Source organism: Streptobacillus canis (assembly GCF_009733925.1).
Lineage (GTDB): Bacteria > Fusobacteriota > Fusobacteriia > Fusobacteriales > Leptotrichiaceae > Streptobacillus > Streptobacillus canis.
Genome location: NZ_WOEI01000001.1, coordinates 13,915 through 27,485, shown reverse-complemented (window position 1 = coordinate 27,485; position 13,571 = coordinate 13,915). Strand labels below are relative to the sequence as shown.

The 13,571-nt window shown below is 21.8% G+C and carries 16 protein-coding genes; all 16 read right to left on the bottom strand.

The window, feature by feature from the left end; translation table 11 throughout:
- Positions 1-404: 404 nt before the first annotated feature.
- On the bottom strand, positions 405-1,964 hold the full coding sequence (nrdD, locus tag GM111_RS00145) for an anaerobic ribonucleoside-triphosphate reductase (protein WP_156298875.1): 1,560 nt from the start codon (positions 1,962-1,964) through the stop codon (positions 405-407).
- Positions 1,965-1,979: 15 nt separating this feature from the next.
- Positions 1,980-2,351, bottom strand: coding sequence for a hypothetical protein (locus GM111_RS00140; RefSeq protein WP_156298874.1), 372 nt, complete (start codon positions 2,349-2,351; stop codon positions 1,980-1,982).
- Positions 2,352-2,356: 5 nt separating this feature from the next.
- Positions 2,357-2,737, bottom strand: a complete 381-nt coding sequence (locus GM111_RS00135; protein ID WP_156298873.1) for a hypothetical protein — start codon at positions 2,735-2,737, stop codon at positions 2,357-2,359.
- Position 2,738: 1 nt separating this feature from the next.
- Positions 2,739-3,518, bottom strand: coding sequence for a hypothetical protein (locus tag GM111_RS00130; protein ID WP_156298872.1), 780 nt, complete (start codon positions 3,516-3,518; stop codon positions 2,739-2,741).
- Between the two features lie 16 nt (positions 3,519-3,534).
- Positions 3,535-3,804 carry a CRISPR-associated endonuclease Cas2 gene (gene cas2 / locus GM111_RS00125; protein ID WP_156298871.1) on the bottom strand — a complete coding sequence of 90 codons (270 nt, stop codon included), beginning with the start codon at positions 3,802-3,804 and terminating at the stop codon, positions 3,535-3,537.
- Positions 3,797-4,714 (bottom strand): CRISPR-associated endonuclease Cas1, encoded by a 918-nt coding sequence (gene cas1, locus GM111_RS00120; protein WP_156298870.1) that lies wholly within the window; start codon positions 4,712-4,714, stop codon positions 3,797-3,799. Before cas1 ends, cas2 begins: the two co-directional genes overlap by 8 nt.
- 14 nt (positions 4,715-4,728) lie before the next feature.
- Positions 4,729-5,013 carry a CRISPR-associated protein Csx16 gene (locus GM111_RS00115; RefSeq protein ID WP_156298869.1) on the bottom strand — a complete coding sequence of 95 codons (285 nt, stop codon included), beginning with the start codon at positions 5,011-5,013 and terminating at the stop codon, positions 4,729-4,731.
- Between the two features lie 316 nt (positions 5,014-5,329).
- Positions 5,330-6,001 carry a CRISPR-associated endonuclease Cas6 gene (locus GM111_RS00110; protein WP_156298868.1) on the bottom strand — a complete coding sequence of 224 codons (672 nt, stop codon included), beginning with the start codon at positions 5,999-6,001 and terminating at the stop codon, positions 5,330-5,332.
- 2 nt (positions 6,002-6,003) lie between these two features.
- The gene (locus GM111_RS00105; RefSeq protein WP_156298867.1) at positions 6,004-6,624 is read right to left on the bottom strand and encodes a hypothetical protein; all 621 of its coding nucleotides are present in this window, start codon (positions 6,622-6,624) and stop codon (positions 6,004-6,006) included.
- Complete coding sequence (locus tag GM111_RS00100) at positions 6,621-6,989, bottom strand: hypothetical protein (protein WP_156298866.1); 369 nt, start codon at positions 6,987-6,989, stop codon at positions 6,621-6,623. The genes GM111_RS00105 and GM111_RS00100 overlap by 4 nt, the downstream gene beginning before the upstream one ends.
- Positions 6,982-7,767 carry an RAMP superfamily CRISPR-associated protein gene (locus GM111_RS00095; RefSeq protein ID WP_156298865.1) on the bottom strand — a complete coding sequence of 262 codons (786 nt, stop codon included), beginning with the start codon at positions 7,765-7,767 and terminating at the stop codon, positions 6,982-6,984. The genes GM111_RS00100 and GM111_RS00095 overlap by 8 nt, the downstream gene beginning before the upstream one ends.
- Before the next feature lies 1 nt (position 7,768).
- The gene (locus GM111_RS00090) at positions 7,769-8,557 is read right to left on the bottom strand and encodes an RAMP superfamily CRISPR-associated protein (protein ID WP_156298864.1); all 789 of its coding nucleotides are present in this window, start codon (positions 8,555-8,557) and stop codon (positions 7,769-7,771) included.
- Position 8,558: 1 nt separating this feature from the next.
- Positions 8,559-9,107, bottom strand: a complete 549-nt coding sequence (locus tag GM111_RS00085; protein WP_156298863.1) for a hypothetical protein — start codon at positions 9,105-9,107, stop codon at positions 8,559-8,561.
- A complete protein-coding gene (locus tag GM111_RS00080; RefSeq protein WP_197034415.1) occupies positions 9,107-10,696 on the bottom strand; it encodes an RAMP superfamily CRISPR-associated protein in 1,590 nt (529 codons plus the stop codon). The genes GM111_RS00085 and GM111_RS00080 overlap by 1 nt, the downstream gene beginning before the upstream one ends.
- Complete coding sequence (locus GM111_RS00075) at positions 10,683-12,515, bottom strand: Cas10/Cmr2 second palm domain-containing protein (protein WP_156298861.1); 1,833 nt, start codon at positions 12,513-12,515, stop codon at positions 10,683-10,685. The genes GM111_RS00080 and GM111_RS00075 overlap by 14 nt, the downstream gene beginning before the upstream one ends.
- 18 nt (positions 12,516-12,533) lie before the next feature.
- A complete protein-coding gene (locus tag GM111_RS00070; protein WP_156298860.1) occupies positions 12,534-13,559 on the bottom strand; it encodes a hypothetical protein in 1,026 nt (341 codons plus the stop codon).
- Positions 13,560-13,571 lie beyond the last annotated feature (12 nt).

Here is a 13,571-nt window from a genome sequence, read left to right as displayed (position 1 = left end):
CCTTATTATATTGGAATAGCATTCGTACGCTCTTTTAATTTTCGAAAACTCTTTCATGAGGGTGTTTCAATCCTTATTATATTGGAATAGCATTCGTACATCATTAAAAATACTTAAACCATTTTTAAAACAAGTGTTTCAATCCTTATTATATTGGAATAGCATTCGTACACTTACTGTTTGAGAGCAATGTATTTACTTTAACTCTATCACATTTTTTTTGAAAAAACAAGAAATTTTTGATAAAACAAAAATCATTTTTATTTTTTCAAAAGAAAAAACTACCTTCGTTCAAAAATGTATTTAAGTATAATTTTTGAATTTCAGTAGTTTTTACAACACAATCTATACACATCATTTTTATATCCTTAATCTTTATAATTTTTTCAATAATTTTTAAAAAACTAATCACCTGTTTCTAATATCAAATTACTCTTTCTTATTTTTTCTTCTGCTGCTTTTCCAATTGAGAGATTTTGTTTTAAAGAAATATATCCTGATACTCTTCTATATCTATCTATATTTGTAGAAGAACAAAATGGACATTCCTGATCAAATACACCTTCACTATTACATTCATTACACACATCTAATTTAAAATTTATCCCAAAATAAGTAATATCATATTCAAAAGCACCTAAAACAGCACAAGATATAGTTTTGGGGTTTTCTTTCATTGGATGCGGAAATTCAACATATGTTATATTACCTCCATTACAATATTTAACAAATTTAGATTCTATTTCAATTTTATTTTTAATATTAATTTCTAAATAAACAGGTACATGAAAAGAATTAGTATAATATTCATAATTTGGATCATCAATTGCAAATTTTTTACAAATTCCTTCTCCAGCAGATGCTAATAGTGAAACATTTAATCCGTATACATTTGAAAAATAATCTGTTTTATTTCTCATAAACTTTATTATTTCAAGTGCTTTTTCAATATTATCTTTTACAAATTCCTTTGAAATTTCTTTTTTAAATAAATAGGCTAGCGTCTCCCATATCCCAATAAATCCAATAGAATAAGTCCCATTAGAAAACATTTTTCTCAACTCTTTATCTGAATCTACATACAAATTATACTTAGTTAAAATACCAAAATTATTTTTATCCATTTCTGATAAAACATCATGTTTCTTCTTTAAAATTTCCATTGTTTCATTCATATATATCTCTAAATTTTCAATAAAATTATCAAAATTTTTCGAAATTGTTGCAATTTTTGGTAAATTTAAAGATATTGCTTGTACATTACCTCTATTTAAAGATCCAGATTTACCATTAATATTTTTAGTAACTAAAGTTCTGCATCCCATTATTCCTATTTCTAAAGGGTTATAATCTCTCAATAATTCTGAATCTAAATTTAAATAAGTTGGATTCATTCTCACAGCTGTTACTTCTGTAGCTAATGAAAATAAGTCTTCATTAACACCTTTTTTATATTTAAAGACAACATTTGGGAATATAAATTGTCTCCCTTTATCTCTACTACCTAATCTAAGTGCTTCTAAAATACATTTTGTAATAATTCTACCTTCTTCACTAATATCTTGTCCCAAGTTAAAAGTTACATATGCATTCTCGATACCTTTTCTAAGATTAGCATTTAATTTTTCGAAGAAGTTTCTAAAATTTTTTACTAATATTTCTTTTTCATTTTTTTGTGCAAATTTTTTTAAATCTTCATCTATATTAATTATTCCTATCCCACCAGACTGTTCATTACATAATTCTGTAATAAATATCTCAATTTTCGTTAAGGCATAATCAAAATCTTCTATATCATTTATTATATTTTTCAATGATATACCTAAACAATTATACGATACATTAAAATATTCTTTATCATGAATATGTATCACTTCTCTACTATAATCAAAATTCAATTCACTATCTTGCATCGATCTATAACTTGCATTTTTAATTAAATTTGATTGCAATTCTTTTTGCATAGTTTATCTAACCTCCTACTCATTATTTGGTAATACTGTAATAATTTTATTGTTTTTTACTAATAATTTATGATTTGAATTTTCTAATGGATAAAGACCATCTCCTGTAACATTTATCCAGTTTCTAACTTTTTCATTTAATATATTACTTTTAATTTCAGATAAATTCAATTTAATTATTTTTTCTAAATAAGTTAAAATTGCTCCATCAGAAATCTTCAAACTATTTTTTTCTTTTAATTTTTTTAAACACTCTTTCTTTTCTTTTATCATCTGTATATATCTACTAATTTCTCTTGATAAAATTCTTTGTTCATTTTTAAGTAATTCTAATTCTTCTCTTAATTTCTTTTCTTCAGTTATTAACTTTTTTAATTTATCTTCCAAATTTTTTACACCTCCTCTATTTTAATTATTGTTCCATTTTTTATATTTAATTTCATATTAGGTATCTCTAATATATATTCACCATCACCAGATTCCTGAAATTTTTTTAACAAACTTTCATTTATTAATGAATTTTTTATCTCTTCTGTATCTAAACCAATAACTCTTTCTAGATATCTTAAAATAGCATGATTTGAAACGCTTATTTTTTCTTTCTCAATTTTAATAATATCGTTTTGCATCTCAATTTTTTCTGAAATCTCACTTATTTTTCCAGTAATTTTTCTACTAATTTCTCTAACTTTATTTTTATTACTTGTTAATTTTTCTGATAACAAATCTATTTCTTTTTCAATATTTTTTATTTCTAAAGTTATCATATTCATTTTAAATCACCTCTTCTCTTTTTTTATCTAAAAATGTATAAAAATAATCTTCTTTTTTTATATTATATTTAGGAAAAAATTCTATTTCCAATTTAGTATTAATTTTATCACTCTTAATTCCATCAACCACATTACTTGTAGCTTTTTCTATTCCTTCTATAGGTAATCTAGTTTGTAAATTTATTCCTTCAAATTGTTCTTCATAAAAGAATATTTCTGAATTTTTTTTAATGAACGCTTTATCTTTATATATTCCAGCAATATCTAGTATTACTATATTTTTCATTTTTTTTAATTCAATGAACATATATTTTTCTTTTTCTTCATTATACAAAAATACAATATTAAAATTTTCACTTCTATCAACTTTTATTGCATATGGTGTAACATGGATTTTTTCTCCTGAAAATTCTATTTCTAATTTTTTCTTTCTTTCTATTGCTTTGTTGATCTTCTCTACTTCATCATAGAATATTATTTGTTCTCTTTTATATTTAGGATTTATAAAATAAGTATTAATTAGATTTCTAATGTATTCAGCGTCAGAATTTTCTTTATGTTTAGTCAATATTTCAAAATAATTTTCTTCATTTTCTTTCCATAAATTAAATTGAAACATTTTTTTATCTTTTTTATTTTTTTCTATTCTTGATAACTCTTTGTCTGAATAGTATTTTATCCATATATTCGCTAATGTATTTTTTTTTATCTCAAAAGATTCTAAATCATTAGCAATTCTTTCAATGTACTCTAGTTGAACTAAAGCTCGCATTTTTTTCATACTTTTCTCCTTTCAATTACATAATAACTACTTCTTCTAAAAGAGGTATACCCTCTATATTTTTTGACTCCACTTTTGCAATAAAATAATTTTCAATTTCTAATTTTGTAAACATTATCTTAATTAGATTAAAAATATTTTTACTTATGTCTTCTCCATAGAAAACCGAATACTGTATATTTATTAATCCAAAATATTTTAATTCCTTAAACACTTTAGCTCTTATTTTATCATCGCTAATATCATATCCTATCAATAAATTTATCTTAATAGCCTCCTTACTCATTTTTTAAGATATGCATAGCTAATGATTTAACATATTTTTTCATTTCTAAAATTTCTTTTTCAAAATTTTTTCTAAAATATTCAGCAATATCTTTCCTTACTTTATCACTTAGTTTAAGTTTATTTTCTACGATTGAAAAATCGTCTTCTTGGTATTCAGTAAATTCAACTATTTCTTTAACCATCTTATAGATTAGATATCTGTACTTTTCTATTAAATCATACACAAAAGGAACTTTACCATAATTATTTATATGTATTATTCCATAACTTGGATCCATTCCTGCAATTATTATATATTTTTCTAATAGATTGTATAAAATTCCAAATCCATAATTTAACATTGCATTTATTTTTGTTTTTGTCTTTCTTTTTTCTCTAACCTTAGCCCTGTATTTTAAAGGTAGTGTAGAATTATATTTAAGAAAAAACAATTTAGACGCCTGTCCTTCTAAAGAAAAAAGTTTATTTCTAAATTCAATAAGATCATTTTCAATTGATAATTTTTTTATTTTATTTTGAATTAATTCCATTTCATTTACTAAATTTTTATCTCCTTTAAATAAAGTAATAGATTTTTTTATTTTTTCTATGTGCCATTCTTTTACTAGATTTAATGAGTTACCAGTTTTAAAGAATTCTATTTGCTTTTTTCTTAATGTTGATATTGAACCAAACTTATTATTCCATATTCTAGTAATAGGATAATTATATGCATCAAGAAACAATAAATCGATATTATGTTTATGACAAACATCAACAACTTCACCAGAAATACTACTTTTTGATGATATCATTATCCTATCAACTTTATAGGGTGAAAAACTTTTTGATTTATCTTGATTCTCAACTAAAAACATTTTATCTTTTATTCTAATCTTCGAACCATATTCATTAAGAATTATTTCCACTAAAAATCTCCTTTCTATTTTATTTCTTTCACTTTATATTTTTTTATTGATAGAATATATTTTTCTATCTCTTCTAAAGTTAATTCCATACCCCTTTTCTCAAAAGGTATATTTAATACAATTTCTGTAAAAGTATTTGTTAGACATGATAAGCTATGCGGTAAAACTCCTATCACATCCTTATCTTTAACATTTTCAGCAGATGCATGCTCAATTACTTCACAATCTTTTGAAATTATATTATTATTTTTCAAATACTCTACTAACGTTTTATGTCTTGTAACAACTAAATCTACCATTTCCCATCACCTCATTTCATTTTTAGGAATCAATATTTACTTTTAATTTATCTACACAAATATATTACCACAACATTTTTTTGTTTTCAAGATATTAAAACATGTTATATTTTCCCTATTAAAAATATACGTTTTTACTATCTTTTTGAATTAATGTAGTAATTTATTCTGTTATTTTATCAACTCTTTTTCTTTCCATCAAGATAAATTTTCTTAAATTTTTAGGCAGTAGTTATTACTTAAAATTAAGTCTAAAATCTTTTAAATTTGTAAAAAAAAAAGATATATATCACTTCGATATACATCTTTCATCATTTCATTTATTAGTTTTCTTTTTTATTACTCCAAATCCTATACTTTTTCTCTTCCCTAAAGAAATATAATTTGGTAAATCAACATTAGTAGCAAATGACAACTTAAAGGTTAAAAATTCAGTGTTTTTCATAACAATCTTATTTTGTTTATTTAAATTAATTTTTTCAACCCTTATTATTTCATCTTCATTCAAACGTAACCCTATACCTTTTAAAAACTCAAGTATATTATTTATAATTGCTTTTTCTAAACTATAATTAGCTTTCAAATACAAATCATAATTCTTTTGATTAAATGGGATATAGTCTGATACAAATTCATATGTAATAAAATCATTTTCAATATATTTAACATCATATTCTTTTATCACTACATCTTTTTTAAAATCTGTATATTCAATTTCACCCATTTTTATTTTTTTTATATCTTTCATTATTTTCATTATTAAATCAATATCATTTAAAAACATGATACTTAACTTATTCTTTATATATTTGTATTGCACTTCCGGAAATTTATAAACTGATTTACCATCTTCAAAATGATTATGCACTCTTATTTCATTTCTAAATTTTGAAATCATATTTCCTCTTAACATTTCTAAATTCTTCATTCTATTCGATTTTAATTCTTGATTAAAATCAAAAGATATTATCGCATAAACCATTTCCATTTTTATTTACTTTCTATATTTACTATTTTATACATTTCAACATTAGGCTCAAATGTACTAAAGAATTCTTCATTAAAATTATATTGTTTAATATCATATATTTTTATCACGCCTGTATCATACGGATTTTCATCTTCTTCACCTTTTGAATTTTTATACGAAATAAATATTTTTTTCTTCAAAGTATTAATTAATGATTTAATATGATCTTCATCTAAATCTTTATAATAAATCTTATACAAATTCCCTTCCATTACTGCAAAGATATTTACTTTATTTTTATTATTATCTTTTTTTTCTGATAATTCCTTGATTTTTTTATATAAACTTTCCAATTCTGCAGATAATTTTATAAATTCTTTTTCATTCTCTTCTATAATCTTTTTCTTTTCATCTATATTTTTTTCTATAAAATTCAATTTTTTCTCTTCAACTAAATATATTTTGGGAACTTCTTTCATATCTTCTCCAAATATTCCAAGTTTCTCTTCAGCATCTCCCACAAAATTTTCTATAATAATTGACCTAAGTTTATTTAAAAATGAGAAATTTTCTTTTTTACAAGAAATAGGTATTAATGTTTTTAGATAAAATTCTATTTTACCACTACTCCTTTTATTCATTTTACCAAACCTCCAAAGTATGAAATTTCTTCATCATTATTTATATAATAATTAACTCTAATTTTATCAAATATCTCTTTTTCTCCTTTAGAATTAATTGCAATTATATTATCTTTTAAACAATATTCTTTTACATAAAATTCGTTCTCTTCTTTTTTTTCTTTATATTCAAAATATGAATAATTTCCATAAAATAAATACATCCTATTTTCATTAAATATATATAGTTTATAAAAATCTAAATTTAAATTATTAATATCAGCTTTTGATAAATCATAATAAACATTTATTCCATTTACTTTTTCATAATTAATACTTATTACAAAATATTTTTCATCTTGAAGTATTTCAAATTCTTTAATCATTTTTATTACCCCTATATTCTTCAATATGTTTTACAAAATCGGTTGAAAAAATATTTTCAATTATTTCTTTTTTTACTTCATATACTAATTTTAGATACTTATCACCTAGTTTTATGCTACTTTTATCTATTATATTATAAAAAGTTTCTTCAAAATTTTTTTCAATTTTGTAATTAATATATTCATTTGATATTTCATTATATAATGAAGAAAATTCTATTTTTATTTCTTTTATTATAATTTCAACAAGTCCTTTTCCCTTATATTTATTACTTCCTATCTTAAATTGATCATAATGTGATAATTGTATTATCTTTAAAATATCAAAAAGTTCAAAATATTTACAATTATTTATAATTATTCTAGACTCTGCTGTTTTATTTTTAGGAATACTTTGATTTATCAACTCTATTTGATTTTCTTGAAACTTTGCATCTTCTACAAATATTCTTGATTTTACAGAATTTTCTCCTTCTACAATACCAAATAAGTCATTTTCTAAATTATTTTTATCATTTTTAATTTCTTGAATCAAACTGAATATTTCTCTAATTTTCCCTCTAATTGTTGAACCTGGGATATAAAAAATTCTTTCATTATTTATTTCATAATTAACCGTCGATGTATTGCTAATACCTTTACCTTTACCTTTATCTTTTCCATCAATATTACTATTATCATTAGATTTATCAACTGCATTTAAAAACTTACAAGGTTCTAAGGTATTAATTTCAACATAAATCGTAACTTTATTAAAAGTATCAAGATATTTATTCATCTTAATTTCCTCCGATACTCATATTTTTTCTTTTTTCTAAAACTAGTTTATCAAAATCTGCTTTTTTCTTTTCAATATATTCACCTTTTAATATATAATTCTCTATAGATTTTTCATCAACATATTTATAGTTATCGATTACCAATTTACATCTACCTATACCCCTAGATAATTTCCCTCCAAATAAATCTCCTTCATCACTCATTATTTCAGATAAACCTAATAAAATTAAAGCTATTTCCTCTTCTTCTACATTCTCTAATATCATTTTAAATTCAAAAATATTTCCTCTTGTAACTACTTCATAATCAAATTTAGCTCCATCTTTAGCCAATCCTGTTTCTTTATCAATCATAATTCCATCTCTATTTTGAGTTTTATTTTTCTCATCATCTTTTTTATTTCTAGATTTTATCATCGGAAGATCGGGGATAAATATTCTACCTGCTTGAATTTTTTCACCTTCAACAGTACCAAAAATTATATCTATAGTATCTTTAGAATATTTTTTTTCTTTCTTCTCATCATTTATATAAAATAGAAATTTTTCATTTCTAATTTCATCATCTTTTTCGTTTTCAATAAAATTATATAAAATTTTTTCAATTTTAGATCTTAAATATCCTCTAAAACTTGAACCTGGAATCTGATATTCTCCATTAACATTAAAAAATGGTGAATCTTTTTCTGAACCATCAGTTCCCATTCCTACATGTAATCCATTATACACAAATAAATATCCATTTATAATATATTTATTAACAAATTTATTAAATCCTATCCCTTTCATCTTAATCCCTCGTTTTCATATATTTTGTTACAATAAATAGTTCTTCCATAATTTTTTTTATTACAAAGCTCTCTTTAAAAATTTCATTTGATAATATAAATTTTCTTAATTTTAATAAAAATATTTCATACTCATAATCTTTTTTTTCATTTCTTATATTATTAATTAATTCATCAAAATTTTTTTCATCATCTATATTTCCTTTTAAGACCTCTTTTAATTTTTCTTTATTACTACTCGTTTTATTTTCAATAAGTTCTACAACTTTTTTTATTTTCTTAGTTACAAAACTTTTAAACTTTGGTAGAGAATTAACATTATCTCTCATTGTAGAAATTTTACTATTTTCAATTTTCTTTAAAATTGTTTTATTTTTTTCAATAAAATCATACAACTCTTTCCATTTAAATTCAATTTCTATTTTATTATTCTCTATTTTTTTTATTTTTTTTATATCTTTTATATGTTTATATATTTCTTCAATACTATTTTCCTTTTCAAAATTTTCTATATCTTCCTTAAAATCTTCAATATTTAAAAAATCAATCATCACATTTCACCTCTCACATCTGTCTTAGTACAAATGGAAATAATACCAAATCCTTCTTTTCTTCTTAAGCCTAATCCTTTTTCTTCGATTGTTTTTAGTACTTCTATCACTTCTTTATCTAAATTCAATACTTTATACGTTAAAACACTACCTTTTAAAATAATAAGTTCATCAGCTTTTCTTGTATTATTAATAATATTATAACCTTTTAATTTATCTAAAAATATGAAAGATCTTTCATTTAAACCTTCTAAATTACTATTAAGTTCTTTAGGTAACATTTTTAAAAATTCTCTTAAAAGATCTTCTGTTTTTTGAAATGGTAATACTAGATCAGACAACAAATCAAATGTTAATATTGAATCAAGATTTTTTTCATATTTTTTGACTTTTTGATTAAATTCTTTAATTCTTGTCTCAATATTATTTTCTTTTATTTTGTTTTCATCATTAACTTTAAGTATAATTTTCCCAAAACCTTTACTCTTAAATTTCCCTACATATATTTCATTTTTTTCTTCTACTTTAGTCAGTAATTTTTCAGGAATATATGCTTTTAAATTATACAAACCATTCAAATCTTTGTTTTCAATGATTTCATGATTAAATAGCATCTCTTCTTCTGCAATTCTTGTAGAGTTATTAATTTTAATACTTATTTCATCAGTAATTTTTTCAAAATCCGTTGCAGAAGAACGAGTAAATTTATTTCCAATATCCCCACCATTTTCAGAATTAAAGTATTTGTTATCTTTTGGGTTTATAGATTTATCTACATTATTTATTCCACCTATTCTATATTTAGGTTTAAATTCACTTCTTAATTTGATTTTGTTATTTACAAGTCTAACTTCTATATCTAATAAATTAGATATATTCCCATTTAATTTTTCTAATCCTTTTTGAATTAACGCTCCTCTAATCGAACTTCCTTGTAAATTTTTTCTAGAATGTGATACATTAGTAATTTTAGTTTCTTCCAATACCAAAGGTGATACAAAATTTAAATCTAAATCAAACCATTTAAACTCACCTAAATCCATTAATTTTTCTTCTTCTATCTTTTGTATTTTTAAAATTTCCACAGAAATATGACCAATCCCCCTTGATTTCAACCCACCAATTTTATCCATATTTCTAATTGAACCAATTAAAAGTTCCTCTGTTAATTCATCAATATCTTCTTTTATTAAAACTTCTCCAGTAAATGTATTTCCTTCTTTTATATATTCATAATTAAATAAAGACCCCTCTTTAGCAGTTCTTGTTTCTGGATTAATTTTAACTGAATGCCTTCTCATTACATCGTATTTTTTTTCATCAATTTCAAGATTTGAAAAATATATTTTTGATATTTCAATACCCTCAGAACCGAATAATTCATTTGCTTTTAAGCAATTTTTATATTTATCTACATATAAAAAAGATTCATAAATACCACGAATTATTCCTTTAATATGTTTTCCATAAATAATTGGTATTCCTTCACCATTAACTTTTACCGTGTAATCTATTTCTTTTCCAACAACTCCATTTTGAGAAGTAATAAATCCTCTATCTAATTTTATTACATATTCAATTTTTTTCATTTTCTTCACCCACAAAATCATATAATTCAACTATATCTAAAATATTGTTACAATAATTTTTACTCTCAATTTTTTTTAAATTAATATCATTTTCTATTTCTTTCCAAAGTTCTTTCAATTTATTTTGCGATGTTTCACTATATTTAAAGAATTTATTTAAAATTCTAATATTCTTTCTTTGTAATTCTAGTTTATCATCCAATTTATATTCTAATATTTGTCTTAAACTTGAATTTGAAATTCTATCATTTTCTTTAAGTTCTGAAATTTCATCAATAAAATCTTTTAATTTTTTCAATTTACTTGCTTTATATGGTCTTTCTATTACTTTTTTATTTTCTTTATATTTTTTAAGAAATTCATCAATATTCACATTTCCTTCTGATGCTATATTTAAAAAGTCAATATATCCAACCCTATTATCTTCATTTATATTATGATAAATATTTTTAAATCTTTCTTTTTTAGCATTTTTTTGTAATACTAATGACTGTTTCAACATTAAATGAAATGGTACTTTATTTTTAACAAAAAGAACTCCGCTAGAAGTTGAAATCTGATTATAGTTAATTTTTCTCATTTTATCACTAAATATCTCTGAATATTTTGTTGCAATATCTATAATTTCATTTGATTTAAATAAGGCACAAACATCATCTCCACCAACGATGAAAAAGGCTCCAAATAAATTATCATTCTTATTTTCATTTTTATTATCATTTTGAATTTTATTTTCTCTTATTTTTTTTATTTCTACTAAAGTATCAACTAAAGATGATTTAGTAATATAATCTAGTAATATACTAAAAGGTTTGATAAATTTTAAATATTCTTGATTTTTTTCTTCTATAGATATATTTAATTTTGATATTTCTTTACTCTTATTTTTCAAGAATTCTCCTAAACCATCTCCATCAGCATACATAAAACCAACAAATGATTTATCATCTTTAAATGCTTCAATTTCATCTTCAAATTTAATTCCAGGTATTTTATTTTTAATAACAGTATAAAAACTTTCAAATTCTTTATCATTATCCCTAAAGAATTCAGAGAAAATATATTTCATATATGATTCCAAACTTATTTTTCTCACTTTTATTTTCTCTAATTTATCAATAATATCATAATGATCAATTTTAGGTAAAATAATATCAACAATATTTTGAAAAACATAATCATGTTTAAATTGTTTTGAAATTAAATTATCTATATAATTATTATTATCAATACTTCCATAATATTCTTCAAGATATTTTTCAAAATCTATTTCTGCTAATTCATTATTTGAAAAATCACATTTTTCAATAAATGGTAAATCTAAATTTTCTATTTTAAATCCATTATTCTTTTTTTGATTTACTATTGTAGATAATTGCCCTATTTTTTCAGATATATCATCTTTATCAGATATTTCAATATATTCCATCATGATTTTTGACCCAGGTGCAACAAATTTATATAAATATTCTATTTCTTTTTTTAATGCATTGTAATCAACAGTTTCATCAATTATAAATTTAGCATTCCCTGCTGCAATATATATCAATTCCCCATTTAATTTTGAATCATTTATCATTACTTTTTCTTCTATTTGTTTCAATATATCTTCATTTGACTTGAATATTTTCTCTATTTCACCATAATTTAATAAAGGGTCCGCTTCAGCAATAATATTGAATTTTTTTAGAATTTTTCTGATTCCAACATTATTTACATAATCTAATAAATAACTTGCACCTTGTATTGTTTTTAATTTATTTGTTGCAAAAATATACTCTTTAATTTTAACAGTTTCCACTGTTACAATTTTTTTCATCCAAAAATCAACCTCTCTTTATTTTTTAATTTTATCTTTTTTATCACACATTGCTTTAATTTTATTATAGTAATCATTATTTTTATCAATAAATAATAAATCATAATTTTTTGCAGTATTTATTATTTTTTCAATAAAATGTTTTCTTATATGTTCAGGTCCTAGAATCGTTGCATCTTCAAAAAATTTTTGAAAGTACCTAAAGGCTAAAAAATGTCCACATTGAAATTTTTTTATCTTTTTAGTACTCTCTTTCTTTATTTCTTCTGGTTTATCCACTAATATTAGATTTTCATATAAATATAAACCTTTTTTAGTAAAACTAACTTCCAAAGGTTCATCAACTAAAATATTTAAATACGCATCAAAATTTTCTAGTATTTTTTCTTTTTTCCTATAATCAATAGATTTAAAATTAAAAATTTCTTCTTCCAATGTATCATTAATATTCAATATTGAAGATAATTTTATATTTCTAAAATAATTATTTTTATCTACATAAACTAAATAGTTTCTATTTTCATTTAACCCTACTTTTATTGCTATCGGTTTTATTGTATTACTTACTATTTTAGTTTTATTTGTTTTTTCGTCAAAAATTAAATGTTGTATTTCAACAATTTTTGGTGTATTCTCTCCCTCTATTACTTTTAAAAGTTTCTTGTAATTTTCAAAATATAAAATTTTTTCACGTTCAAATCTCGGTAATTTATAGAAATTAGTTTTTATTTTTTTTATAAAAGCATTTTGTTCTGAATAATCATTAATTCCATATTTTTTTAATACTTCAACTGTTTTTTCATCACATAATAAATCTATAACTTTTGTAGAATTTTTATTTATTACCTTTTTTTTAAATTTTATTTCTAATTTTTTTATTTCAGGGATTTTAGAATCAAGCAATTTCTTTACTTCTTTATTATTTGTTGCACAAATTAATTCATTTAACAATCCTTTCTTTGTTTTATTAAAAAAAACTAAATCAATTTTCATTTGTTCATATTCAAAAAAGTCAAATGTTATCCTTCTAGCAACATTACTCATAATTTTCTTCTC

Excerpts from the sequence above, each read along its gene's own strand:
- GM111_RS00090 (WP_156298864.1), bottom strand. The coding sequence starts at position 8,557 with ATGAAAGGGATAGGATTTAATAAATTTGTTAATAAATATATTATAAAT.
- GM111_RS00100 (WP_156298866.1), bottom strand. The coding sequence starts at position 6,989 with ATGATTAAAGAATTTGAAATACTTCAAGATGAAAAATATTTTGTAATA.
- GM111_RS00105 (WP_156298867.1), bottom strand. The coding sequence starts at position 6,624 with ATGAATAAAAGGAGTAGTGGTAAAATAGAATTTTATCTAAAAACATTA.
- GM111_RS00070 (WP_156298860.1), bottom strand. The coding sequence starts at position 13,559 with ATGAGTAATGTTGCTAGAAGGATAACATTTGACTTTTTTGAATATGAA.
- GM111_RS00115 (WP_156298869.1), bottom strand. The coding sequence starts at position 5,013 with ATGGTAGATTTAGTTGTTACAAGACATAAAACGTTAGTAGAGTATTTG.
- cas2 (WP_156298871.1), bottom strand. The coding sequence starts at position 3,804 with ATGAGTAAGGAGGCTATTAAGATAAATTTATTGATAGGATATGATATT.
- GM111_RS00095 (WP_156298865.1), bottom strand. The coding sequence starts at position 7,767 with ATGAATAAATATCTTGATACTTTTAATAAAGTTACGATTTATGTTGAA.
- GM111_RS00075 (WP_156298861.1), bottom strand. The coding sequence starts at position 12,515 with ATGAAAAAAATTGTAACAGTGGAAACTGTTAAAATTAAAGAGTATATT.
- GM111_RS00080 (WP_197034415.1), bottom strand. The coding sequence starts at position 10,696 with ATGAAAAAAATTGAATATGTAATAAAATTAGATAGAGGATTTATTACT.
- GM111_RS00085 (WP_156298863.1), bottom strand. The coding sequence starts at position 9,107 with ATGATTGATTTTTTAAATATTGAAGATTTTAAGGAAGATATAGAAAAT.
- GM111_RS00110 (WP_156298868.1), bottom strand. The coding sequence starts at position 6,001 with ATGGAAATGGTTTATGCGATAATATCTTTTGATTTTAATCAAGAATTA.
- nrdD (WP_156298875.1), bottom strand. The coding sequence starts at position 1,964 with ATGCAAAAAGAATTGCAATCAAATTTAATTAAAAATGCAAGTTATAGA.
- GM111_RS00130 (WP_156298872.1), bottom strand. The coding sequence starts at position 3,518 with ATGAAAAAAATGCGAGCTTTAGTTCAACTAGAGTACATTGAAAGAATT.
- GM111_RS00135 (WP_156298873.1), bottom strand. The coding sequence starts at position 2,737 with ATGAATATGATAACTTTAGAAATAAAAAATATTGAAAAAGAAATAGAT.